Genomic DNA, 24,751 nt, shown 5'->3' with positions numbered 1-24,751 from the left:
CAGGGAACCTTTCTACAATTATTTATCGAAGTTATCATCCTTGTCGCTGTCGGCAAGCTCTTCGGCGATACCGCCCTCGACATAGACGTACTCTTCCTCGGTATCCTCAGTCTCCTCGACCTCCTCGGCGATTTCATAGCCGGAGAAGAAGGTGTAGGGGATGCCGTAGCCGAGCGCTACACAGGCGAGCAGCATCACGAGGGACGGAGCGGAGCCTGCGGGAGCAAGCGCGTCGTGCAGGGGGAAGCCCTTGATCAGACCCGCCAGGATGATCAGGCAGGAGGGGATATCTACCATCAGAAGGACTGCCAGAGAGAAGCGCCTGACCTGCTTGCCCTCGCCTACGCGGGTCGCGTAGAACAGCAGCAGACCGAAGACAACGGTGATCAGCGCATAGATCAGCGTACCGACAACGCCGGATACCTGAGACGCCAGCGAAGAGAAGAAGTAGGTGCAGACGATGTAGCCGATAACTAAAAAGGATGAGAAAATGATGTTGAGTTTGTTTCTGTTATTCTTGTTCATAATAACCTCCGTTATTCAATTATGATGTCAATAAGGTTGTCAGTCTGCCTGCTTTTTGCGAAGGGAGAAGCAGTACCAGCCGCCGAGGGTATATTCGCCGGTGATCTCAAAGTCCTTTCGGACGGCTTCTCTGACTTCATCGGCGCGTACGTCGATGATGCCGCTGACGATATAGACCGCGTCGTCCTTCATGAAGCGGCTGACCTGAGTTGACAATGATATTATAGCATCTGCAACGATATTTGCAACCACAATATCGAATTTTCCTTCAACTTTATCGACCAGATCGCCCGCGATGGCGGTGAATTTATCCTCCACCCGGTTCACGACGGCGTTCTCGTTCGCGGTACGCACCGCGAGCTCGTCGATATCCACGCCGAGCGCTTCACCCGCGCCTAGGAGTACCGCCGCGATACCGAGGATACCGCTGCCGCAGCCGACGTCGAGCACCCGCTCGCCGCCCTTGATACAGCGCTCCAGCGCCTCCATACACAGGCGGGTGGTCTCATGCTTGCCGGTACCGAAGGCGAGACCGGGGTCGATATTCAGCACCGCTCTGCCCTTTGGGTCGGTGTCCGTACACCACGAGGGGTTGATCAGCAGCTTCTCGCCTACCGGGGTGGGCTTGAAGTACTGCTTCCAGTTATTGCGCCAGTCGTCCTCCTTGACGAGGCTCCGGTCGATCGTGTAATCGATCCCCGCGGCGGAGAGGCGTTCGTTCAGAAACGACACCGCCTCGTCGATGCTGTCCTCGGGGTCGATGTAGATGTGGATCTTCGCGCGGGTACGGTCCATCTTCAAAAGATCCTCGTCGATCAGATCGATATGCGCGATCTCCTCGACCTCCTGCTCCAGCGCGGAGTAATCCTCGATATAGATGCCGTAGGGCACGGTCATGTTGGCGATCGCCGCCGCCTCGTCGATACGCGACGCGCTGACGTCCACCGAGATCTCAGTCCAGTCCATACTTTTCTCCTCAACGTGTGAAAGCCGAATGAGTCGCCCCATCCGGCTGTTCGGTCAATGGTTTATCCAAATAAATCTTTCAGTTTATCCATGAAGCCCTTGCGCTTCTGGTAATTCTTATCATTCGTGGCGGCTTCAAAGTCCTTGATCAGCTGCTTCTGCTTCGAGCTGAGGTTCTTCGGCACCTCGATAACGACCTTGACATACTGGTCGCCGCGGCCTCTGCCGCCCAGGTGCTGGATGCCCTTGCCCTTGAGGCGGAAGACGTCACCGGGCTGGGTACCCTCATGGATATCGTAGCTGACCTTGCCGTCGAGCGTGGGGACGGTCACGGTCGAGCCGAGAGCCGCCTGGGTAAAGGTGATGGGCAGATCGCACCATACGTCGTCGCCTCTGCGCTCGAAGATCGGATGGGGACGGATGCCGATAAAGACATGCAGATCGCCCGCGGGGCCGCCGTTCAGTCCCGAGTTGCCGTGGCCGGAGACATTGAGCACCTGCTCGTCGTTGATACCGGCGGGAACATTGACCTCGACGGTCTTCTTGCGGCGCACCTGACCTCTGCCGTTACAGGTATGGCACGGCTTCTCAACGATCTTGCCTCTGCCCTTACACGCGTCGCAGGGACGGGAGGTCTGTACAACGCCGAAGGGAGTACGCTGGTTGATGGTCACCTGACCTCTGCCGCCGCACGCGGTACAGGTCTTGGGGGTGGTGCCCTTCTCGGCGCCGGTGCCGTTACAGTCCTTACAGGTGGATACCGCCTGGTATTGTACAGTCTTCTTACAGCCCTTTGCCGCTTCCTCAAAGCTGATATACAGCTGTGTCTCGATATCGGAACCGCGGCGGGGTGCATTCGGATTTGCCGAACGTCTGCCGCCGAAGCCGCCGAAAAAGCTCGAAAAAATATCGCCGAAGTCGATATCCTGACCGAAGGGCGAGCCCGCGCCGCCTGCGCCGTAGTTGGGATCGACGCCCGCGTGACCGAACTGGTCATAGCGCGCCTTTTTCTCACTGTCGGAGAGCACCTCGTAAGCCTCATTGACCTCCTTGAACTTCTCCTCGGCTTCCTTATCGCCGGGATGCAGGTCGGGATGGTACTTCTTCGCCGCCTGACGGTAAGCCTTCTTTATCTCATCGTCCGAAGCGCCCTTGTTCACGCCTAAGACTTCGTAATAATCTCTCTTATCTGCCATGGTGTCACCACGTTTCAAATGAATCTGAAAAATGCATTATGCGGGCGGGTAAAGTCTGAGCCGTACCCGCCCGTAAGCTTATAAAACAATCAACGTCAAATCAAGAGCATCGATACAATCGGGTGCGGACAGCGTCCGCCCTTCACTGTTATCTGTCCTCTGTTATCCGTTCTCTATACTCAGTCTACATCCTTATAATCGGCATCGTAGACGTTGCCGTCGCTGCCGCCGTTATTCGGAGCGGCGCCCTGGGTCGGGTCGGCGCCGGGCTGAGCGCCCGCTGCCTGTTGAGCCGCGGCTGCCTGCTGGTACATCTTACCGCCGACGTCCTGCAAGGTCTTCATCAGGTCATCCTTTGCAGTCTTGATCTGAGCGGCGTCGTTCTTTGAGATCGCGTCCTTGACAGCGGCGATCTTCGTGTTCAGCGCGTCCTTATCAGCGGCGTCGATCTTATCGCCGTTATCGTTGATCAGCTTCTCAGCCTGATAAGCGACCTGCTCCGCCTCGTTCTTCGCGTCGACCTCTTCACGGCGCTTCTTATCCTCAGCGGCATACTGCTCGGCTTCCTTGACAGCCTTGTCGATGTCGTCCTTTGACATGTTGGAGGTGTTGGAGATGGTGATCTGCTGCTGAGCACCGGTGCCGAGATCCTTCGCGGATACGTTTACGATACCGTTCGCGTCGATATCGAAGGTGACCTCGATCTGCGGGATGCCGCGGGGAGCCGGAGCGATACCGGTCAGCGCGAACAGACCCAGCTGCTTATTGTCGCGGGCGAACTCACGCTCACCCTGCAGGATATTGATCTCGACCTGCGTCTGGTTATCAGCCGCGGTAGAGAAGATCTGGCTCTTCTTGGTGGGGATGGTGGTGTTGCGGTCGATGATCTTGGTCATAACGCCGCCCATGGTCTCAACGCCCAGAGAAAGCGGTGTGACGTCGAGCAGCAGCAGGCCGTCTACCTCGCCGCCGAGAACACCCGCCTGGATCGCCGCACCGATCGCGACGCACTCGTCGGGGTTGATACCCTTGAAGGGTTCCTTGCCGATCAGCGCCTTGACAGCGTCCTGAACAGCAGGGATACGGGAGGAGCCGCCGACCATCAGGACCTTGTCGATCTCGTTGATGGACAGACCGGAATCGGACAGAGCGGTCTTGACGGGACCCATGGTCTTTTCGACCAGATCAGCGGTCAGCTCGTTGAACTTCGCGCGGGTCAGGGTGAGGTCGAGGTGCTTGGGGCCGGTCGCGTCAGCGGTGATGAAGGGCAGGTTGATGTTGGAGGTGGTCACACCGGAGAGCTCGATCTTCGACTTCTCGGCAGCCTCCTTCAGGCGCTGCATCGCCATCTTATCGTTCTTGAGGTCTACGCCGGTCTCGGTCTTGAAGGACTGTACCATCCAGTCGATGATACGCTGGTCGAAGTCGTCGCCGCCCAAACGGTTGTTACCGGCAGTCGCCAGAACCTCCTGAACGCCGTCGCCGATCTCGATGATGGAAACATCGAAGGTACCGCCGCCGAGGTCGTAGACCATGACCTTCTGGTCGTTTTCCTTATCGATGCCGTAGGACAGCGCCGCGGCGGTAGGCTCGTTGATGATACGCTTTACGTCTAAGCCCGCGATTTTGCCGGCGTCCTTGGTCGCCTGACGCTGCGCGTCGGTGAAGTACGCGGGAACGGTGATGACGGCGGAGTTGACGGTCTCACCCAGATACGCCTCGGCGTCAGCCTTCAGCTTCTGGAGAACCATCGCGGAGATCTCCTGCGGTGTATAGCCCTTGCCGTCGATGTTGACCTTATAGTCGGAGCCCATCTCTCTCTTGATAGAGGAAACGGTGCGGTCGGGGTTGGTGATCGCCTGACGCTTCGCGACCTGACCTACCAGTCGCTCGCCGGTCTTGGAGAACGCTACCACGGAAGGCGTGGTGCGCGCGCCCTCGGCGTTCGCGATGACGACGGGCTCGCCGCCCTCGATAACTGCTACACAAGAATTGGTTGTACCTAAGTCGATACCGATTGTCTTTGCCATAATAATACCTCCGTTTAAGTTCGTGACCGATAATCAACGGTCAGTGATTCGTTATTGGTTTATTGTTGATACTTTATATGAATGGGTGAGGGCTTTGCCCTCCCGCAATTATTGACTGCGCTTTTATCACGCGTTCGCTACGACGACCATCGCGTGACGGATGATCTTGTCGCCGAGCTTATAGCCCTTCTGGTAAACAGCGGAGATCGAATTCGCCGGCAGGCTCTCGTCCTCAGCCATCGAGACCGCGTTATGCAGCTCGGGATCGAAGGCGTCGCCCACCTCGCCGAACGGCTCGATCTTGAGCTTCTCAAAGCACTTAGCAAGCTGCTGGGCGATCAGCTCGATACCCTTCCTGAATTCCTCGGGTACCTCCTTGCCCTCGAACTGCGTCAGCGCCTGGGTCATGCTGTCGGCAAGCGGCAGCAGCTCCTTGACCGCTCTCGCGGTCGCGTCGTCATAGATCTGGAGCTTCTCAGCCGAAGTGCGCTTGCGGTAGTTGTCGTATTCGGCGCACAGGCGAAGGTACTTATCCTTCTCTGCCTTGAGCTCCTCCTGAAGCTTCTCTTCGGGAGAGGGCTCCTTAGCCTCTTCCTTAACCTTCTGCTCAGTTTCCTTGACCTCTTCGGTCTCGACGGTCTCGGGCTGCTGCGCCTTGGTCTTTTTCTCTTTCTTCTCTTTACTCATATATGTCACTCCTTAGAGTAAGTCGCCTATCGCGCGGGAAACGCAGCCCGCGGCGTAGATGACCTCGCTCGATATGATACGGTAGTTGATCCTCAGCGGCGCGATCACCGCGACGGCGCCCGCGTTCTCTCCCGCGATCTCGTAACGGGCGGTGATCACCGCGCTGTCACTGAGTTCGGGGATCCTGCTCTCTTCTCCCAGATAGATGCGATGACTGCGGCTGTTGTTCAGAAGTCCCGAGATCGCCTTGGTGTCGGACAAAAAGCGGATCGCCCGTCTCGCCGAATCGAAGTCGTAAGCGTCGGAAAACAGCAGATTGGTCTGACCCGCGACGGTCACGCTGATCTCCAGCGCACTCTGCACGGCGTCATAGATCGCGACCAGCACGTCGGGGATGAAGAGCGTCAGCTCGCCCATGCCGGACGCCGCCGACTGTAAGAAGCCCTTGGTGATATCCCTGAGCTTCACGCCCGCGAACGCCTCATTCACCGCCTTGTCAAACATGCTCAACAGCTGGGGCGTAAGGACGAATTCACATCGGAACAGCCGCGACTTCACCATGCCGTTGGAGGTGACCAGCACCGCCATCGAAGTATGTCGCCCGGTGGAGACGAAGCGGATACGGTGTACCCTTGCTTCATCCGAGGACGGGGTCGTCGCCGCCGAAGCGGAACCCGTCAGCTGAGCCAGCACGCCGACCGCCCTGCTCAGAAAGCCCTCGGGGGATTCGCTGCCGGTGCGTATCCCGCGCTCGATATTCTCGCGCACACGTTCCGGAAGGATCGTAGGCTTCATCAGGTTGTCGATGTAGTAACGATAGCCCATCTTGGTCGGGATACGTCCCGCCGAGGTATGAGGCTGGTACAAATAGCCCTCGTCGTCCAGCGCTTTCAGCTCGTTGCGAATGGTCGCGGACGATACGCCCAGGTCGGTACCCGCCATCAGCGCCTTTGAGCCGATCGGCTCGCCGCTCTCGATATAGCTCTCAACAACAGCGGACAGTATCTTCTCTTTTCGTAAAGCGAGCCCCATACTGTCGCCTCCTTTGCGTCGAGTCATCGGAGCGCTTCAAATCATCTGTCATTCAACAACTCTCTTTCCTAAGGTGAGCTTCTGTCCAAAACTTGTTTTGTTACAGAATCCATACACCGGAGAGCTGCCGGCGAAGTTGACGGAGGGTTGAGCCCTTTCATCACAGATCGCTTTGTTTGCTTTTAGCACTCTCGGTGTCTGAGTGCTAACTACAATACTTAGTATAACCCAAAATCAGGAAAAGTCAATATCTTATTTGTGAATTTTTTGTAAAGGGCGCGTGCGCCTTTTTACGCCATACTGCAACGTATGATATCAACAGCGGTCTTTGCGATCACCGCCTTGTGATGTAATCCCAACAGAGAATGGCGCGGGCGCCTTTTTACGCCATACTTCTGATTTGGCTGTTTACAAACACACAGCCGATCACCGCTTCGGGATAGCAGTCAAGCGAAGATGTCAACCGGGATGTAACCCCAATGTAACCGACTGCTGTAACCGAGGGTAAAGACTTTTTTCAGCACGGAACCCCAATGTAACCGACTGCTGTAACCGAGGGTAAAGACTTTTTTCAGCACGGTTTGTCCCCTTTTACGTATTTTATTATTTTTCTTACTATTATTGGGTTACATGGTTACAAACACAGAGAAACCTACTAAACATCAGGCTTTCTGATGTAACCGCCCTGTCAACCGAACGTCAACCGACATGTCAACCAAAGGCGCTTCGGGCTCAGTGTCGGGATAGTCATGCCGACCATGATGACTGAGATCTGTCGCCGGGTGGGCATAGGTGGACTTGATAGGACTATGGTGGAGTTGGTTTCGACTGCTCCACCACCCGCAAATACACTGCCTATCCCGACTCCCGCTCCCTTAGGTGGACTTGGTGGAGCAAGTCCGGTTTGTCGGGGGCAGCCCCCATTAGCCCCGACTGACGGGACAGAGGGAATGAGGTTGTATGTCAGAAGCAGTTAAGAGAGAGAATGACTTTTTGAAACAAGTCCACCAACTCCACCATCCGACCTCAAAACCCTACATTCTATCGGAGAAAATACATGGTGGAGCGGCGCCGATCTTCTCCACCCTCAATCCACCTCAGCCCCACCAGACCAAAACCGCCGGGGGTGGTCAAATCCTCCGGGCGAATCGAAACCGGACAACGGCGTGGGCTGTCAACCGAACGTCAACCGATATGTCAACTGAGGGGCGCTTCGGGCTCAGTGTCGGGATAAAATGATACCGCGCACAGCGCCGTCATCATCTGTCGGATATGTAAAGTTGACATTTTGCGCGGTCGCCGTTATACTATATATAATAAATCGGTTGAGATTGTCACAACCCGAACACTCATGTTCAAGGGTTTCACAATTACGCTGATTGAAATAGAAACGGAGATGGAATTATGATCCTTGCTATCCTGACGGCTGTCGTATGCTTTGCGGCAGCGATCATCATGCTCACGCCCTACTTCCGCAAGATCACCCTGCTGCGCCCGATGGCGTTCTACCTGATCTTTCAGGGAGCGTGGCAGATCTTCTCGTACATCATCAGCGACCTCTACCCCACCTCGCCGCTGCCGGGCTATGTCGACCGTATCGGCACCATCCTGATCGTCCTGTACTACATCTTCATCCTGTTCATGACCCGATCGAAGAGCAAGCGCAAGAAGAGGGAGAAGAAGAGCTGATGGGCTATCTATATACCGTCGTATGGTTCCTGATCGCGGGCTATCTGCTCTATACCGCCATCCGCCGCAACCGCACACCGATCCTCTTCATCCTGTCGGGCTTCATGGTATTCCTCGGCGTATGGGAGCTGATCGATACGATCAGCGACGTCAACATGAAGGCGGGCACCTACGGCTGGATCTACCGAGGCGTGGCGCTCGTCGCGCTGATCGCGTGCCTTGTATGGATGGTTCTGAGCCGCAGAAACCGCTGAACCGCCGAAAATGCCACCAGATATAGTGGGCTCGGTCAAATCGACCTACTAGGCAGAAAAATTTCCGCCGAAATTTCACAAAATACTTGCATTTTGCGAGTATTAATGGTATTATTGATTGTACGTGGAAACGTGTACTGTAGAGATCGGTGCCGTGTTAAACCGATTTCTATTTGTGATTTACTGTATCTTTAAGGAGGTGGGACAATGCCGAATATTAAATCAGCTAAGAAGCGCGTTAAGGTGATCGCAACCAAGACCGCCCAGAACAAAGCCCTCAAGTCTGCTCTCAAGACCTATATCAAGAAAGCATACATCGCGGTTGATACAAACGCTGATGACAAGGCTGAGGCGGTACGTCTTGCTGTTAAGAAAATCGACCAGGCAGTCGCTAAGGGTCTGCTGCACAAGAACACCGCTGCCAGAGCCAAGTCTTCTCTCGCAAAGAGACTCAACAAGGCTTGATCAAGCATATCCACAAAAGCAGGCTTTCCGCCTGCTTTTTTTGCTGTAACCATAAAGAGATAACAACAGCGCCCGGAGCAGCTACTCCGGGCGCTGATTTTGTAATGATCTTCAATTACTGATTCTTCTCGAGATAGGCGACGATATCGCCGACCTTCTCAAAGGTCGCCAGCTCCTCGTCGGGGATGACGATGCCCTTCTCCTCCTCGATGGTCATGAGCATCTGTAACACATCGAGGCTGTCTGCGCCGAGATCCTCCTTGATACGGCTCTCGGGGGTGATCTCCATTCCGTTCAAATGGAGCTGTTCGTCCAGTATCTTTGCCAGTTCTTCAAACATGATAAGTCTCCTTTGTTTTATCGGTTGAGATTGCCGCGTCGCTGAACACGTGTGTTCGCTCCTCGCAATAACATATTACAATTGCTGTAAAGCCGCTTCGATCTCGGCGTTCATCGCGCCAGCGGACATCCGGTACGCCTGGTCGATGCAGATCTTCACCGCCCTCGCGTCGGAGCTGCCATGCCCCTTGACGACGGTTTTCTCACAGCCGAGCAGCACGGAGCCGCCGTAGTTGTGGTAATTCATGAACTCCTTCTCCTCCATGAACATCTTCTTCATCAGCAGCGCGCCGAGCTTATAGACGGTTCTGGAGTAGATATCCTTTTTCAGCTTTTTGAGCAGCTCGAGCGCCGTACCCTCGGTCGATTTGACCAGCACGTTGCCCGAGAAGCCGTCACAGACAACCAAATCATACTTGCCCGACAGCAGGTCGCGGCTCTCCATGTTGCCGACAAAGTTGATCGCCCCGCACGCTTCGAGCATAGGGTAAGCAGTCTTGCGCAGGTCGTCGCCCTTCTCGCTCTCGACGCCGATGTTCAGGAGGGCGACGCGGGGATTCCTGACGTTATAAACGTTCCTGAGATATGCCGTGCCGAGGATCGCCTGATGCACCAGCATCTCGGGGGTGATATCCACGTTCGCGCCCGAATCGCAGATACCTACGATCCCGCCGTCCATCGTCGGCAGGAGCGGACAGAACGCCGGACGTCTGATCCCTCTGATCCGCCCGATCCTCAGGGTCGCGGCGGCGATCAACGCGCCGGTCGCGCCGGTAGACACCATACCCGCGATATCCGGCTCCCTGCGGAGCATGGCGATCGCCTTGATCATTGAGCTCTCCCGCTTGAGGCGGATGGCGTCGGTAGGCTTATCCTCACCGGTGATCACCTCCGGGGCATGGACGATCTCGATATGATCGCCCGTGTAGCCGAGACGGTCAAGCTCCGTTTTTATCACATTTTCATCGCCTGTCAGGATCAGGCTCAGGTCGCTGTGCTCCTTTAAGGCGAGGACAGCGCCCTCTACGTTCGCCGAGGGGCTTTTGTCCCCGCCGAAGCAGTCTACGATGATCTTCATTCCGTAAGCCTCTTTACATACGCGCGGCGGCGCTTATGGCGCACCTCTTTGAAGCGCTTCCACTGATTCAGGATCGCGCTGTTGGTCTCGAGATTCAGGTTGGTCTCGGCATACTCGATGCCGTCGTCCCTGAGCATATCCATCACGGCGCTGCAGATCACCGCCGAGATACCGCGGTTGAGATAGCTCGGCTCCACCGCGATCAGTCCGAGGTCGATGACCTTCGGGTGCCTGATCGCCTTGAGCAGGCGTACCAGAGCGGCGGGAGTCAGCTTGCCCCGCGACTTCTGTACCGCCTTCGCGATCGAGGGGAAGCAGATACCGATGCATACCGCGCGGTTATTTTCATCCAAGATGATCGCGACGTGCTTCAGGTCAACGATCAGCTTGAACGACTTGATGATCTCGTCCTTCATCGCCCGGGTGAACGGCACGGTGCCGTAGAGGTGCTCGTAGCCCTTATCGATCAGACCGAAGAAGTCGTCGCCGTACTTTCTGATGAAATCGTCGATGTTCTTCGCTTCACCCAGATGCAGGTTATAGCGCTTCATGACGAAGTCCGCCATCTTCTTCATACTGCCGTCGTCGTGATCGGGCAGATAGATCTTTGACTCGAGCCAGTCGACCTCCTTCTCATAGCCGAGGCTCTCGATCAGTGTGCCGTAGTAGGCGGCGTTGTACTGTTCCTCGAAGGTGGAGAGCTGGTCGAAGCCGTCCACCAACAGCCCCTCGCGCTCGAGATCGGAGAAGCCCAGCGGGCCGCAGGCGGTATCCATGCCCTTTTTGACTGCCCACTTCTCAACGGCGCCGAACAGCGCCGAGGCGACCTCGCGGCTGTCGATCGCATCAAAGCGGTTGAATCGCACGCGCTTCTCGTGATTCTTTTCGTTGGAGGCGCGCTGGATGATGCCCTGGATCCGTCCGACGACCTTCTCGCCGTCGTATGCGAGATAATTGACCACATCGCAGGTCTCGTTGTAGATGAAGCCCGCCTTGAACATCCCCATCTCGTCGCCGTACAGCGGCGGGACAAAGTACGGATTATCCTTATACAGCTCCAGCGGGAAGTCCACGAACTGTCGCTGCTGCTTCTTTGTTTTGACTTCTTGTACGGTAATCATAATGATCTTCTCTTGCCGTGGAAGCAGATACCCACGGTATTAGGGCCGCAGTGAGAGCCCGCAGTGGGGTTGACGTCGACGATCATGGTACGCAGGTCTCTGCCGTAGCGCTCCTTGAGCATACGCTCGATCTCCTCGGCGATATCGCGGCTGTCGGTGTTGCCGATCAGTACGCGGTGATCCTTGACGTCCTCGCCGAGCGCGTCCACATAGCTGAGCAGGCGCTCCATCGCCTTGACTCTGCCCTTCTCCTTACCGACGGAGACCATCTTGCCCTCGTCGTTCATATAGATGATGGGGCGGATACCCAAGAGCGTGCCCATTGTACCCGCGATACCCGAGACCCTGCCGCTGTGGCGGAAGAATCGCAGATCATCCGCAAAGAAGTAGCACGCGACCTTCTTCACCTCTCTGTCAGCGTAAGCGAGCAGCTCCTCGGCGGTCTTGCCCGCCTTGTAGAGGTCGCCGATCTCCAGCACGGTCTGCAACGAGCAGAGGGTGATGCCCATGGTGTCGATCTCATAGAAATGACAGTCGGGATACTGCTCCAGAAGCTCCTTGACCGCGATATCCATATTATCGAAGGTGGCGGTCATATTGCGGGAGAAGTGGACGTAGAGGATATCGTCGCCGTTTTTGAAATGCGGCTCGAAGTAATCCTTGTAGCGCTGCGTCGAGATCGCGGAGGTGTTCGGTAATACCCCGCCGCGGAGCTTTTCATAGAACGCGTGCGCGTCGAACTCCTCGAAGTCCTCATAAGGGTAGGTGGTCTCGCCGTCGATCGAATACGGCATACTGATGAGGTGGTAACCGTACTCCTTCGCCTGCGCGGGGGTGATATCGGTATCGGTATCGGTAAACAGAATTAACATGGCTTTCTCCTTATATAAGATGTCATTGCGAGGAATGACCGCAGGTCATGACGTGGCAATCCCAACCGAATAAAAGGGGTTGGATTTCCCTCCCGCAATGCAGATCATATCCGTTATCATTTTTTCTTCGAATTTGTGCCGAAGCAGATCATTCCAAAATCAGAATGTAATCATAGATCGGCTGGCCGCCGTCGAGCATGATGACCTCGCTGCGGCGGTAGCTCGCGGTGAGCCCTTCCGCCATTTTCGAAGCCTGTCCCGCGTCGGTATCACCGCCCGCCAAAATCAGCAGGATATCATAATCGCCCGCGTTCAGGCTCTCACACAGCGCGGTCAGCGCCGCTTCGGGCGTTTTTTCATCGACATAGATCTTATTGCCGACGAAACCGATGTAATCATCCTTGACGACCTCGACCTCGCCGCTGACGTCGCGGGACGCGCGGGACACCATGCCGGTGACAACGCCCCGTGCGACTTCGTTCAGCCCTTCGACGATCGTCTCGGGATCGCCCGCATCGGGATCGAACATCGAGATCGCGGCGTAGCCCTCGCCGATATTCTTTGTACGGACGACGCGGATATCGGAGCCCTGATACAGCTCTGCCGCCTGCTCGGCGGTGAGGATGATATTGCTGTTGTTCGGGAAGACATAGACCGTCTCGGCGTTACAGGTATCGAACGCTTTGACCAGCTCCTCGGCAGAGGGATTCATGCTCTGACCTCCGTCGACAACCACGTCGACGCCCAGGGAGGTAAACAGATCCCTTAGTCCGTCGCCCGACGCTACCGTCACGATACCGAAAGGCTTCTGATGCTCCCTGTTGCGAAGCTTCAGCTCCTGCATGGAGTGACTGCCGTTGTGCTGGAGGGTCATGTTCTCGATCTTGGTGGTTAAAAACTCGCCGTACTGCTGACAGTGATTGAGGATATCGCCGGGGGTCTTGGTATGGACATGCACCTTGACGATACTGCCCTCCTTGAAGCAGACCACCGAATCGCCCACGCTGTTCAGCCAATCCGTAAAAGCGTCGGTATCGAAGCGGTCGATATCGACCTTGCTGCGCTGTAAACGGAGCAAAAACTCGGTACAGTAGCCGAACCGGAGCACACTGTCCTCGGTGAAGGCGTCGAGATCAACGTTCTGAGGGGTCGCGGAGGACGACAGCGCCTCATACGCTCCGCCCGAGAGCGCCTCGCCCATGCCCTGAGCGATATAGACGAGCCCCGCCCCGCCGGAATCGACCACGCCCGCGTCACGCAGAACGTCGAGCTTGTCAGGGGTATGCTCCAGCGAATCGGTCAGCTCGGGCAGCAGGGTATCGAACAGCTCCTCAAAGCTCTCGGGCTTCGCCTGTGCGGTCTTTTCCACGCCCTCACGGTAGACGGTGAGGATCGTGCCCTCTACGGGGGTCGAGACCGCGCCGTAAGCCTCGTCGACGCCCAGCTCCATCGCTCGGATAAAGCCCACGGTATCCAGCGCCGCGGCATCCTCCACCCCCTTCGCGATCCCCGCGAAGATACGCGAGAGGATCACGCCGGAGTTGCCGCGCGCGCCGAGGAGCATCCGGCGCGCCGCGTCGGTCGCAACATCGCCGAGCAGCTCGCTCTCAGTCGCCTTGGCAGCGCCCGCGTTCACGGTCATGAACATATTATCGCCCGTATCGCCGTCCGGTATCGGAAAAACGTTGAGGTCGTTCACCGCCGTCCGGTTGGCGTCCAGCCGCTGAGCGCCCGCGCGGAGCATGTTCAGATATAATCTTCCGTCAATGCTAGTAATCATAATTATTCCTTTCATAGGAAATGGGTTTAAGCACACGCTTTTACAATTATATCACAATATTCGACAAAAGTCATCACAGAACACACAGATCAATTGTGAAGAAAACGCACAAGACTACCCACCTAATCTGCAAAAACAGATTGCAAAAACCTTTCGTTTCCTGTAAGATAGTTTTATCAAAAAGACGGAGGAACCTATGACGAACGAGAGAACACCTACCCGCTACAGCCTGCTCGACGCGATCCGCGCCGTCGCGATCGTCAACATGATCGCCTATCACCTGTGCTACAACATCTTCTGTGTGTTCGGCGTATGGGCGGACTTCTACCGGCATCCCGCCGCGATCGTATGGGAGCGCCTGATCTGCGGCACCTTCATCCTGATCTCGGGCATGGCGGTCAACTTCTCGCGCCACGGCTACCGACGAGGCGTCATCGTCAGTATGTGCGGCTTTCTCATCACGATCGTCACCGTCCTCGTCATCCCCGAACAGCAGATATGGTTCGGCGTGCTGAACCTGCTGGGTATCTCCATGATCATCACCTTCGCGATACGCAGGGAGCTCAGCCGCATCCCGCCGCTGCTCGGCATGGCGATCTTTTTGATCCTGTTCATGCTCTGCTACGGCATACCGCACCGTTATATCGGGATTTTTTCCTACCCCTTGATCAGTCTGCCCGACGCGCTGTACCGATACCGCTCTCTCGCGTTCCTCGGCTTCCCCGACGAGCGGTTCTACTCCGCCGACTACTTCCCGATTCTGCCGTGGATCTTCCTGTACCTGAGCGGCTTTGAAGCATGGCGGTTGATCGAGAAGAAGGGCCTGAAAGCCGCCTTCATCCGCCGCGTCCCCGTGCTCGACTTCATCGGCAGGCACAGCCTGATCATCTACATGGCACACCAGCCGATCCTGTACGGACTCTGTTGGCTCTGGTTCACGGTCACAGCGAAATAAAGGCAACACCGTTCTAATTATAGGATGTTCGCAATAACGATACAACATAAAAGGCCATCCCCTGACACGCCGTCTCGGGATGACCTTTGTTTATGAAAGTGATAATCGTTCGATTGCCTGATCCAGCAGGGCGATCGCGACCTGATGGGGATTGCCTACGGAGCGGTTACCGCTCACGATCTGGCAGTAATCCTTATCGGGGATATAGAATACGGCGCTGCTGCATGACGGGATCCAGCCCGTATGGTACATGACCTCGCTCCCGCCGACAGTCGCGAGCATCAGCCCGAAGCCGTAGCCGATCTCCTCCTCCGTGCTGTAATTCGTTGTCATCATTTTAAGAGAAGCCTCGCCGATGATCTTTCCGCCGAACAGTCCGCGGTACCACAGATACAGCTCGCGGGGCGAGATCAAGAGGTCGCCGCAGCCGTACTCGGCGCCCTTAACGGCGTAATAGTCCTCGGAGAACGCAACGCGGTCGGTCTGAGCGATCACAGCGTCCTTCACGTCGGCGGAATCATCGATGAACGAAGCGTGCATCATGTGGAGCGGCTTAAAAATATGCTCCCGCACATAATCGTGATATGACATACCCGAGACCTTCTCAATGATTGCGGCGAGCAGTCCGTAGTTGGAATCGGAGTATTCGAAGCGCTCGCCCGGGGTAAAGCTCAGATCGGACGAGAACACCATATCGCGGATCAGCGCGATATTCTCAGCGGCGGTATTGTCGGTGCTGAGTGTGACCGCCTCGGAGAGCGTTTCATCCCCGTCACAGAAAGCGACGATCTCCCCCTCGCGCGTCTCGACCGAATAATCGGGGATTCCCGAGCGCTGGCTCAACAGCTGACGCAGGGTGATCTTCTCAGCCTGAGCGTAATCGGGGAAGAAACGGTTGAGCTTGTCGTCAAGATCGAGCTTCTTCGCCTCATACAACTGCAAAATACAGGCGGCGGTGAATTGCTTGGTGATCGAAGCGACGCCGTAGAGGGTATCGACCGTATTCGGCACGCCGTCAAGCGCTTCGCCGAAGCCCTCGGCGTAGACCTCCTCCCCGCCGTAAACCGCTAAGACAGCGCCCTGCATCCCGTCGCTCTTGACGATCCGGGTAAAAGCGTCGCCAAGCTCTGTGTCCGAGCCGACTTTTTCCTCCGTCGGAAAAACCGCCTCCGTCACCTCTGTCGGATGAGTATCGTTACTGCCTGCACAAGCGGTCAGGACGAACAGCAAAGATGCCAATATGATTGAGAGAATCGACCGTATTTTCATCGTTTCCATCCTTTCAGCCGCACGGTCACGAGTTGAGCGCACAGCCCGGTGAAGGCTCCCGCAAGACACCCCGACAGGAGCAGAAACGGATAGTATAACCATAACTGCGGCGTACGCAGAAGCACCAGCGCCATCAGCAGCTGTCCCGTGTTGTGGAGTACCGCGCCGAGCACCGACGCCATCCAGAGATGCTTTTCGTCGATGACGCGCTTGAGCAGCAGCATCCCGATCAGGCAGAGATACGCGCCCGCCGCGCTGTAGAGCAGGGCGGAGATGTTCCCGCCGAACACGGCGCCGAGCACCAGCCTCACGGTCACCAGCATCGCGACCTCATAAGCTCTGTAATGATACACCGCGTAAACGGTGATGATATTCGCGAGCCCGAGCTTGATGCCCGGGATCGGGAAGGGATTCGGGATCTGTAACTCCACGACGAAGATGATCAGCGCGACAGCGGTCAGCACGCCGAGCTCCGCGAGCCGTTTGACGTTCTCTTTCATGGCGTTACCTCGTCATGGCGTCCACGCCGTCGGTGCTGTCGGTAAATTCGATGACGAGCTTATGCGGCAGACAGACGATCGGCATCGCCGCGCTGTGCAGATATCCCATCTTTACGCAGGTCTGATCGGGGCAGTCGGCGCTCTTGACGCGGATCCGATGATCCCTGATCTCGACGGTATTGACGTGCCCCTGATATTCGACGTCAAAGGACGTATCGGCGGTCACGCCGAGATCGGCGGTATAGACGGTTTTGCCGTCGGACACGACGCGGACGAAGCTCTTCTTCGGCGCATTGAGCACCCATACCGACCCGATGATCCCGATGATAAAGATCACGCAAATCGTGATCAGAATTGGTTTATGTTTCATATAAACTCCGTATATTCATCTTGATACATCGTCATAGTAACACATTAAAGCGCAAATTGCAAATACAGATTGACTTCACGCCTGATCTGTGATAATCTTCTGTTATGAAACGATTGTTATGCGGCGCGATCTGCGCCATACTTCTGCTCACTCTGAGCGCCTGTGCGCCTGCAAAGCCCGCCGTGACCTCCTTCGAGGCGATGGATACGCTCATGACCCTCACGGTCTACGGCGACGATAAGGTCGGCGATCAGCTCCGAAGCCGTATCGACGAGCTCGACAGCCTGCTCGACATGACGGACGAGAGCAGCGAGCTCTACCGACTGAACCGGGAGAAAAACGCCTCCGTCAGCGCCGATACCGCCGCGCTGCTGAAGCGCTCCTTACAGCTCAGCGAGGCGCTGGGCGGGAGCTTTGACCTTACGGTCTGTCCCGCTGTACAAGCATGGGGCTTTACATCCGGCGACTACCGTATCCCCGATGATGACGAGCTGAAAAAGCTGTCCGAAATGATCGACTATCGTCAAGTTACCCTCGACGGTGATTCCGTGAAGCTCTCCGACAATACCCGTGTCGATCTCGGCGCGGTCGCAAAGGGTTACGCCGCCGACTGCTGCGGCAAATTATTGGAAGAAAGCAAGGCGCAGGCGGCGGTGCTCAACCTCGGCGGCACCATCCGCTTATATGGCAGGAAGCCCGACGGCAGCCCCTTCAAGGTAGGCGTTGCCGATCCCGGGAACCCCGCGGCGTACTTCGGCTATCTGTCGCTTGACGGCGGCACGATCGCGACCTCGGGCGGGTATGAGCGCTATTTCGAGCGTAACGGCAGGCGCTACATCCATATCCTCGACCCTAAGACCGCCGCTCCCGTCGAGAACGGCGTACAGTCGGTCACGATCCTCACCGACGACGGTACGGCGGCTGACGCGCTGTCGACCGCGCTGTTCGTCATGGGACGCGACAGGGCGATCGAATATTATCACGCTCACCCGGGCTTCGACTTCGTGATCCTCACCGACGACGGCACGATCTCCCTTACGGAGGGGATCACCGACCGCTTCACCCTCGCTCAGGGCTACGATCTCCGTATCGAAACCATCAACTAACCAAGGAGTAATTATGCGTAAAACTTCACGCGGCGGCTCGTTCTTAGTCGTGCTGCTGTTCAACATCATGCTCAACTTCCGCCTGACGACCCCGGGCTGGATCCTGCTGATCCTACACTTCATCATCCCGCAGTACATCAAGTGGTGGTACTGTCTGGTCTACTTCGGCGGCTTTCTGCTGTATATGATTATCTGGCAGCTCGTGCTGCGCGGGGTGATCCGCTGGGCGAATTCCGCCCCGCCTTATCCGCCCGTCAAGAACATCAACCCATACTCGGTCAAGACCAACGACGTTAACATCCCGCTGTCACAGGCTCGCGGGAAAGTCGATACAAACAACAAAGGAGAATGAATCATGAAAAAAGTACTGTGTATCCTTATCTGCGCCATGATCGCCGTGCTGGGTCTTTCCGCCTGCGGCGGTCAGTCCGCGTCTGACGGTCACATCATCTATGCGATCGATGAGAACAACGGTGACAGCATTACCGCGACCTTCTTCTCCACCGACAGCGACGAGAAGCTCGAGGTCAAGATGACAAAACAGGAAACCACCGAAAAGGGCACGCAGTTCGCCGCCAAGGCGGATACCGCAAAATTCGACCGCGTCATCTTCACCGTCGGCGACAAGACCACCGAGGAGCTGAGCTTCAACGACTACGTCGAGGGCTGGGTGCTGGGCTCGAACCACTTCTACCCCTACGACACCGGCTATCCCGAGCCGGAGTACAAGCGCGTCAGCTTCGATTACGAGAACCGCAAGAAGGATATCCTGATCTGGACGCCCGACAGCTACGATCCAAACGGTTCCGAGAAATATTCCGTCATCTACATGACCGACGGTCAGAACCTCTTCAAGCGTCAGGCGACCTCCTACGGCTCGTGGGGCGTTGCAGAGAGTGTGAGGGCGATGAATGTCTCGAACGGCAACCCCTGCATCATCGTCGGTATCGAGAACGCCGACGGTTGGCGCGACAACGAGCTGACCCCCGATCTCGGCGAGGTACAGTCCGGAAACGTCGACAACAGCAGCTACAAGGAAGGTCACGGCGAATATTTCAGCAACTTCGTCGTTGACACCGTCATGCCCTATATCAACGAGAACTACAACGTCTATACCGACCGCGAGCACACCCACATCTGCGGCTCCTCCTCGGGCGGTATCGAGTGCTTCTACATTGCGATGGAGCATCCCGACCTCTTCTCCTCGGTAGGCGCGCTCTCCCCCGCGTTCATCCTGTACAGCGACCAAACATGGGTCGAGTACCTGAGCAAAAAAGATTTCTCAAAGAACGCTCCCTTCATCTACCTCTACTGCGGTAACGCGAAGTCCGATAACCTCGAGCAGATGCTCTATACCGGCGCCGTCACGATGCCCGAGAACCTCAAAAAGATCGGCTATCCCGCCGACAAGGTGACGATCAAGCTGTACGACGACGGCGTGCATAACGAGATGTACTGGCGCGCCGTCTTCCCCGACTACCTCAAGTACGTCTTCCCAAAACAAAATGCAACGATCGACGAAAAGTGATCTGACAGAACAAGGAACCGGACGACCCCCGCGGCTGTCCGGTTTCCTTTTGTGGGTTCTGACAAATATTGAACATATAATTCTACATTTTATCACTTGCATTTCGTCTGTATATTATTGTATAATTATTATGTATGAAAGTACATAGCCGCCGCGCGCCCTACCCTTGGCGGCTGACAACACCATATTTTCACTATAGGAGGAAAAGATTATGGGTCTTATCAAAGCAGGTCTGGGCTCCCTCGGCGGAGTACTCGCAGACCAGTGGAAAGAATACTTCGTATGCGACGCGATGCCCAAGGACGTCCTCGCGCGCAAGGGTCAGAAGAAGACCTCCGGCCGTTCCTCGAACACCAAGGGTTCTGACAACGTCATCACCAACGGTTCGGGTCTGGTCGTAGCCGAGGGTCAGTGCGCGATCATCGTCGATCAGGGTAAGGTCGCCGAGTACTGCGCCGTTCCCGGCGAATATACCTATGATTCGCAGACCGAGCCCTCCATCTTCGCGGGCTCCTTCGGCGACAGCATCAAGCGCACCTTCAAAGAGATCGGCAAGCGCTTCACCTACGGCGGCGAACCGCCCAAGGATCAGCGCGTTTACTATTTCAACACCAAGGAGCTGATGGAGAATCCCTTCGGCACCGCGAACCCCGTACCGTTCCGTGTCGTCGACAGCCGTATCGGCATCGACCTCGACGTCAGCATCCGCTGCAACGGCTACTACAGCTATAGAATCGAGAACGCGATCCTGTTCTACACCAACGTTTGCGGTAACTTCGCGGGCGGCGACTATATGCGCTCCGAGATCGACAAGCAGCTCAAGACCGAGTTCATCAACTCTCTGCGCCCGCTGTTCGGCAAGGTCTCCCACATGGAGATCCGCCCCTACGAGATCCCCGATCATGAGGAGGAGATCCTCGACGCCGCGAACCAGGTCCTCGACGAGAAGTGGGGACAGCTGCGCGGCTTGAAGCTCGTATCCGTCGCGTTCCAGAACGTCGACCTCCCCGAAGAGGATCAGAAGATGCTCAAGGAGGTTCAGCGCAACGCTGCCTTCCGCGATCCCAACATGGCTGCGGCTCACCTCGTCGGCGCTCAGGCTCAGGCGATGCAGGACGCCGCAAACAACCAGAACGGTGCGATGAACGCCTTCATGGGTATGGGTATGGCTCAGGGCGTAGGCGCCGGTCAGGCTGCCAACCTTTTCCAGATCGGCCAGCAGCAGGCGGCTCAGCAGCCTGCGGCACCCGCTCCCAAGGCGGCTCCCGCTCAGGGCGGCTGGACCTGCCCCTCCTGCGGCAAGCAGGCGACCGGTAAGTTCTGCCCCGAGTGCGGTACAAAGAAGCCCGAGGATGATACCTGGACCTGCTCCTGCGGCGCAGTGAACAAGGGTAAGTTCTGCCCTAACTGCGGTCAGAAGAGACCCGAGGCTGCCGCTGCCTACAAGTGCAGCAAGTGCGGCTGGGAGCCCGAGGATCCGCATCATCCGCCGAAGTTCTGCCCCGAGTGCGGCGATGTCTTCGACGACAACGATAAGGTATAATTGAACAATACGCAGAAAGGCTATAGGCGATCTATAGCCTTTCTTTCAACCGTCCCCATAAGGAGGAATCATGGCAGTACATGAATATAAATGTCCGTGCTGCAGCGGCGCGCTAGCGTTTGACAGCACGATCCAAAAGCTGAAATGTCCCTTCTGCGATACGGAATTCGATGTTGAGGCGGTCAAGGGCTATGATGAAGACCTCAAGAACGCCGGTACCGATAACCTCGACTGGAACACCGACGCGGGTACCAAGTGGACCGAGGATGAAGAGACAGGACTGCGCTCCTATATCTGTAAGAGCTGCGGCGGCGAGATCGTCGGCGACGTGAACACTGCGGCGACCGAGTGTCCCTTCTGCGGCAACCACGCCATCGTGATGGAACAGTTCAAGGGCGACTTAAAGCCCGATTACGTCATCCCCTTCAAGCTTGATAAGGAGAAAGCGAAGGAGGAGTACAGAAAGCACCTACAGGGCAAGTTCCTACTGCCCAAGGTATTCAAGGATGAGAACCACATCGACGAGATCAAGGGCATCTACGTCCCGTTCTGGCTCTTCGACGCCGACGCGGACGCCGATCTGCGCTACCGCGCGACCCGAACCCGCATGTGGTCTGATTCCGACTATAATTACACTGAGACCTCCTACTTCTCCATCTACCGTGCCGGCAGCATCGGCTTCGACCATGTCCCCGTAGACGGCTCGACTCGGATGCCCAACGACCTGATGGAGAGCGTGGAGCCCTACGACTTCCGTGACGCAGTAGATTTTCAGACCGCATACCTGTCCGGCTACTTCGCCGATAAATACGACGTTGACGCCGAACAGTCCGTTACACGCGCCAACGAGCGCGTCAAGGAATCCACCGTCGACGCCTTCCGCGATACCGTGAACGGTTATGCCACCGTCACCCCCGAGTACACCTCCGTTCGACTGCACAACGGCAAGACCAAGTACGCATTCTATCCCGTGTGGCTGCTCAACACTACCTACAAGGATGAAAAATTCATCTTTGCCATGAACGGCCAGACAGGCAAGTTTGTCGGCAACCTTCCTACCGATAAGGGCAAATTCTGGAAGGTCGCCGCGCTGATCACCGCCGTCTCGGGTGCGATCATCTACGCCGGCATGTGGCTGGCGCAGCTGTTGTAAGGAGGTGCAGGGATGATGAAACGAATCTTAGCGATCCTGTTCGCGGTTGCGATGCTCCTGACGATCACTGTACTTCCTGCCGGAGCCGCCGTCGTTTCCTCTCAGGAGGGCGACTTCGGCTACATGCTGGACGACGCCGCCGAGAAGCTGACCCCCGCCGAACGCGACAAGCTGCTCGGAGAGTTGAGCGATCTCAGCGCTACATGTAAATGCAACGTTCTGTTTGCCTTTGTCAATGATCTGAGTAATGCGAAATTCTCATTTAACGGCACGGCGAGCGACTATATCCAAAGGTATTATGAAACTGTTTACGGCGTAAACAAGGACGGTCTGCTGGTGCTTGTCACCCTGTCGGATGAGAACGGAAAACGCTATGTTGGCGTTTTCGGCACCGGCAAATGTGAAAAACGCCTTACGGACGATGAAAGCCTCGATATCCGCAACGACGCGATCGAGAACCACAATCCCGATTCTAACGGTTATTATGACTTTTTCAGCTCGATCGCGAGCGGCTTAAAGAAAGCGGTTCCCCCTCATGTTCCGTTCACCAAGCTGCTCCTTGCCTTCGGTATCGGCATTGTCATCTCCGCTATCATCATGCTGATCCTGAAAAGTCAGCTCAAAACCGTCAGCATGCAGCACGGCGCGGCAAACTACACCCGCACGGGCAGTATGAACGTGACCGCCTCACGCGATACTTACCTCTACAGCACCGTGACCAAATCCGCCCGACCCAAGGAGAGCAGCAGCTCCCACTCAAGCTCCGGCGGCGGATCCTACAGCGGCGGAGGCTCCAATTTCTGATGATCCTTTGATCACGAACGATAACAAAACCGGACAGCGCCCGCTGTCCGGTTTATTGCTTATAGGATTCAGTTCATACCACCTGGAAGATATAGAATTTCAGATAATCCGTTTCCTCTACGCCCCAGAGGATGGGGTGATCCGCCGCTTGTTGGCGACACTCGATCTGTCGCAGGCTGACGTTCGCGTCTGCTGCGGCTGAGTACAGCATCCTCCTGAACCGGTCGTCGGGCATGAAGTGAGAGCAGCTGCAGGTCGCGAGATAGCCGCCGCGCGGCAGCAGCTTCATCGCCTTGAGGTTGATCTCCTTATACCCGCGCTCCGCAGAATGTGCAGTGGAGCGACTTTTGGTGAAGGCGGGAGGGTCGAGGATGATCATGTCCCAGTCGTGCTTGTGCTCCCTGTCCGCTTCGGTCAAGAGCTCGAACACGTTCGCCGTTACAAAGTCGATATTCGTCAAGCCGTTCAGCGCGGCATTATGCTTTGCCATATCAATAGCGGTCTGTGAGATATCCACGGCGGTGACGTGCTCCGCAGTCGTCGCGGCATTCAGCGCGAAAGCGCCCGTGTGGGTGAAGCAGTCCAGCACCCGCTTGCCCGCGGCGATTTTCGCCACGGCGCGTCGGTTGTACTTCTGGTCGAGAAAGAAGCCCGTTTTCTGTCCTTCGACGTAGTCGACGGTGTATTTTATGCCGTTCTCTATGATCTCCACCGTGCCGTCGAGGTCATCGCGAAGCCCGTCAGCATGATAAAAGCCCTTGTACTGCTTGAGCCCCTCGAGCTCGCGCACCTTGACGTCGTTGCGCTCGTAGATCGCCCGTATCTCATATCCGCGCTCGCGCAGAGAGCCAATCAGCTCCGAGAAGATCAGTTCCTTGATCCGATCCATTCCCAGCGACAGCACCTGCGTCACCAGAACATCCTCGAATTTATCCACGGTCAGCCCGGGGAAGCCGTCCGCCTCGCCGAACACCAGTCGACAGGAGGAAAAATCCTCACCCATCACGGTCAAGCGGTAATCGACGGCATAGTCGAGCCTGCGACGCCAAAAGGCGCGGTCAAAGCGGTCGTTCGCGTTCTTCGACAGGATGCGCACGCGGATCTTGGAGTGATCGTTGATGAAGCCCGAGCCGAGATACCGCCCTTTCTCGGTCATCACGTCCACGATATCGCCGTTCTCATATATGCCGTTGATCTCCCTGATCTCGTCGTGATAGACCCAGATATGACCGTCCCTGATAAAGCGCTCACACTTCCTACTGACGGTCACCCGCGGATAGCCTCTGTCCATATTGAACTCCTCTCAAATGCAGAATAAATATAGGTTTATTATAACACGATATCGAAAAAGTGCAATAGCAATACCGCCTGTTCACGAAACGGCATACAGCAAACAGCCGACGCTTGATCGTGCCGTAGGGGCGACCATCGGTCGCCCGCGAATGACGGGCGTTATCCGTATCGAAAACGTGAGATAGGAAATGCCACG

General features: G+C 56.4%; 25 protein-coding genes. 10 read left to right on the top strand and 15 right to left on the bottom strand.

Annotated elements, in window-relative coordinates; translation table 11 throughout:
- Positions 1–18: 18 nt before the first annotated feature.
- From R2I50_RS03205 to hrcA, 6 genes are all read right to left on the bottom strand, one after another.
- Positions 19–525 carry a hypothetical protein gene (locus tag R2I50_RS03205; RefSeq protein WP_316607666.1) on the bottom strand — a complete coding sequence of 169 codons (507 nt, stop codon included), beginning with the start codon at positions 523–525 and terminating at the stop codon, positions 19–21.
- 39 nt (positions 526–564) lie between these two features.
- Entirely contained in the window at positions 565–1,491 is a 927-nt protein-coding gene (prmA, locus tag R2I50_RS03200) for a 50S ribosomal protein L11 methyltransferase (protein WP_316607665.1), read from the bottom strand.
- A gap of 62 nt (positions 1,492–1,553) precedes the next feature.
- Positions 1,554–2,687 (bottom strand): molecular chaperone DnaJ, encoded by a 1,134-nt coding sequence (dnaJ, locus tag R2I50_RS03195; protein ID WP_316607664.1) that lies wholly within the window; start codon positions 2,685–2,687, stop codon positions 1,554–1,556.
- 179 nt (positions 2,688–2,866) lie between these two features.
- The gene (gene dnaK / locus R2I50_RS03190) at positions 2,867–4,717 is read right to left on the bottom strand and encodes a molecular chaperone DnaK (protein WP_316607663.1); all 1,851 of its coding nucleotides are present in this window, start codon (positions 4,715–4,717) and stop codon (positions 2,867–2,869) included.
- Between the two features lie 126 nt (positions 4,718–4,843).
- Positions 4,844–5,404: a nucleotide exchange factor GrpE gene (locus tag R2I50_RS03185; protein WP_316607662.1), complete on the bottom strand. Its 561-nt coding sequence runs from the start codon at positions 5,402–5,404 to the stop codon at positions 4,844–4,846.
- A 12-nt stretch (positions 5,405–5,416) separates the two neighbouring features.
- On the bottom strand, positions 5,417–6,436 hold the full coding sequence (hrcA, locus tag R2I50_RS03180) for a heat-inducible transcriptional repressor HrcA (RefSeq protein WP_316607661.1): 1,020 nt from the start codon (positions 6,434–6,436) through the stop codon (positions 5,417–5,419).
- 1,404 nt (positions 6,437–7,840) lie between these two features.
- Between hrcA and R2I50_RS03175 the strand changes: the two genes are divergently transcribed.
- The 3 genes from R2I50_RS03175 to rpsT all read left to right on the top strand — a co-directional run bounded on the left by R2I50_RS03175 (position 7,841) and on the right by rpsT (position 8,844).
- Positions 7,841–8,125 (top strand): hypothetical protein, encoded by a 285-nt coding sequence (locus R2I50_RS03175; RefSeq protein ID WP_316607660.1) that lies wholly within the window; start codon positions 7,841–7,843, stop codon positions 8,123–8,125.
- Positions 8,125–8,379, top strand: a complete 255-nt coding sequence (locus tag R2I50_RS03170) for a hypothetical protein (RefSeq protein WP_316607659.1) — start codon at positions 8,125–8,127, stop codon at positions 8,377–8,379. The genes R2I50_RS03175 and R2I50_RS03170 overlap by 1 nt, the downstream gene beginning before the upstream one ends.
- Positions 8,380–8,586: 207 nt before the next feature.
- The gene (gene rpsT / locus R2I50_RS03165; RefSeq protein WP_316607658.1) at positions 8,587–8,844 is read left to right on the top strand and encodes a 30S ribosomal protein S20; all 258 of its coding nucleotides are present in this window, start codon (positions 8,587–8,589) and stop codon (positions 8,842–8,844) included.
- A gap of 115 nt (positions 8,845–8,959) precedes the next feature.
- Here the strand turns inward: rpsT and acpP are convergent, their stop codons facing one another.
- From acpP to R2I50_RS03140, 5 genes are all read right to left on the bottom strand, one after another.
- On the bottom strand, positions 8,960–9,184 hold the full coding sequence (gene acpP, locus R2I50_RS03160) for an acyl carrier protein (RefSeq protein WP_201428088.1): 225 nt from the start codon (positions 9,182–9,184) through the stop codon (positions 8,960–8,962).
- Between the two features lie 75 nt (positions 9,185–9,259).
- The gene (plsX, locus tag R2I50_RS03155) at positions 9,260–10,261 is read right to left on the bottom strand and encodes a phosphate acyltransferase PlsX (protein WP_316607657.1); all 1,002 of its coding nucleotides are present in this window, start codon (positions 10,259–10,261) and stop codon (positions 9,260–9,262) included.
- Positions 10,258–11,382 (bottom strand): hypothetical protein, encoded by a 1,125-nt coding sequence (locus tag R2I50_RS03150; RefSeq protein WP_316607656.1) that lies wholly within the window; start codon positions 11,380–11,382, stop codon positions 10,258–10,260. The genes plsX and R2I50_RS03150 overlap by 4 nt, the downstream gene beginning before the upstream one ends.
- Positions 11,379–12,254, bottom strand: coding sequence for a DegV family protein (locus R2I50_RS03145; RefSeq protein WP_316607655.1), 876 nt, complete (start codon positions 12,252–12,254; stop codon positions 11,379–11,381). The genes R2I50_RS03150 and R2I50_RS03145 overlap by 4 nt, the downstream gene beginning before the upstream one ends.
- Positions 12,255–12,402: 148 nt before the next feature.
- On the bottom strand, positions 12,403–14,034 hold the full coding sequence (locus R2I50_RS03140) for a DAK2 domain-containing protein (RefSeq protein ID WP_316607654.1): 1,632 nt from the start codon (positions 14,032–14,034) through the stop codon (positions 12,403–12,405).
- A 196-nt stretch (positions 14,035–14,230) separates the two neighbouring features.
- On the opposite strand from R2I50_RS03140, the gene R2I50_RS03135 reads away from it, so the two are divergent.
- Positions 14,231–14,989, top strand: a complete 759-nt coding sequence (locus R2I50_RS03135; RefSeq protein WP_316607653.1) for a heparan-alpha-glucosaminide N-acetyltransferase — start codon at positions 14,231–14,233, stop codon at positions 14,987–14,989.
- 90 nt (positions 14,990–15,079) lie between these two features.
- On the opposite strand, the gene R2I50_RS03130 is transcribed toward R2I50_RS03135, so the two are convergent.
- The 3 genes from R2I50_RS03130 to R2I50_RS03120 are packed head-to-tail and all read right to left on the bottom strand — an operon-like array spanning position 15,080 to position 17,128.
- Positions 15,080–16,258, bottom strand: coding sequence for a serine hydrolase domain-containing protein (locus R2I50_RS03130; protein ID WP_316607652.1), 1,179 nt, complete (start codon positions 16,256–16,258; stop codon positions 15,080–15,082).
- A complete protein-coding gene (locus tag R2I50_RS03125; RefSeq protein WP_316607651.1) occupies positions 16,255–16,758 on the bottom strand; it encodes a Gx transporter family protein in 504 nt (167 codons plus the stop codon). Before R2I50_RS03125 ends, R2I50_RS03130 begins: the two co-directional genes overlap by 4 nt.
- A gap of 4 nt (positions 16,759–16,762) precedes the next feature.
- On the bottom strand, positions 16,763–17,128 hold the full coding sequence (locus tag R2I50_RS03120) for a NusG domain II-containing protein (RefSeq protein WP_316607650.1): 366 nt from the start codon (positions 17,126–17,128) through the stop codon (positions 16,763–16,765).
- A 104-nt stretch (positions 17,129–17,232) separates the two neighbouring features.
- Here R2I50_RS03120 and R2I50_RS03115 point away from each other — a divergent pair, with 104 nt between their 5' ends.
- The 6 genes from R2I50_RS03115 to R2I50_RS03090 all read left to right on the top strand — a co-directional run bounded on the left by R2I50_RS03115 (position 17,233) and on the right by R2I50_RS03090 (position 23,262).
- Positions 17,233–18,234 carry an FAD:protein FMN transferase gene (locus R2I50_RS03115; protein ID WP_316607649.1) on the top strand — a complete coding sequence of 334 codons (1,002 nt, stop codon included), beginning with the start codon at positions 17,233–17,235 and terminating at the stop codon, positions 18,232–18,234.
- A gap of 13 nt (positions 18,235–18,247) precedes the next feature.
- Positions 18,248–18,586: a hypothetical protein gene (locus tag R2I50_RS03110; RefSeq protein ID WP_316607648.1), complete on the top strand. Its 339-nt coding sequence runs from the start codon at positions 18,248–18,250 to the stop codon at positions 18,584–18,586.
- A 3-nt stretch (positions 18,587–18,589) separates the two neighbouring features.
- Positions 18,590–19,762: an alpha/beta hydrolase-fold protein gene (locus tag R2I50_RS03105; RefSeq protein WP_316607647.1), complete on the top strand. Its 1,173-nt coding sequence runs from the start codon at positions 18,590–18,592 to the stop codon at positions 19,760–19,762.
- Positions 19,763–19,973: 211 nt separating this feature from the next.
- The gene (locus R2I50_RS03100; protein WP_316607646.1) at positions 19,974–21,305 is read left to right on the top strand and encodes an SPFH domain-containing protein; all 1,332 of its coding nucleotides are present in this window, start codon (positions 19,974–19,976) and stop codon (positions 21,303–21,305) included.
- A 70-nt stretch (positions 21,306–21,375) separates the two neighbouring features.
- A complete protein-coding gene (locus tag R2I50_RS03095; protein WP_201428075.1) occupies positions 21,376–22,458 on the top strand; it encodes a hypothetical protein in 1,083 nt (360 codons plus the stop codon).
- A 15-nt stretch (positions 22,459–22,473) separates the two neighbouring features.
- Positions 22,474–23,262 carry a TPM domain-containing protein gene (locus R2I50_RS03090; RefSeq protein WP_316607645.1) on the top strand — a complete coding sequence of 263 codons (789 nt, stop codon included), beginning with the start codon at positions 22,474–22,476 and terminating at the stop codon, positions 23,260–23,262.
- Positions 23,263–23,335: 73 nt separating this feature from the next.
- Here R2I50_RS03090 and R2I50_RS03085 read toward each other — a convergent pair whose 3' ends face one another.
- Positions 23,336–24,553, bottom strand: coding sequence for a class I SAM-dependent rRNA methyltransferase (locus R2I50_RS03085; protein WP_316607644.1), 1,218 nt, complete (start codon positions 24,551–24,553; stop codon positions 23,336–23,338).
- Positions 24,554–24,751: the final 198 nt, after the last annotated feature.

Origin of the sequence: uncultured Ruminococcus sp., from assembly GCA_902785355.1 — a bacterium.
Taxonomy (GTDB): Bacteria; Bacillota; Clostridia; order Oscillospirales; family Acutalibacteraceae; genus Ruminococcoides.
Note: the sequence above shows the minus strand (reverse complement) of the source record. Positions and strands in the feature narration are given on the sequence as shown.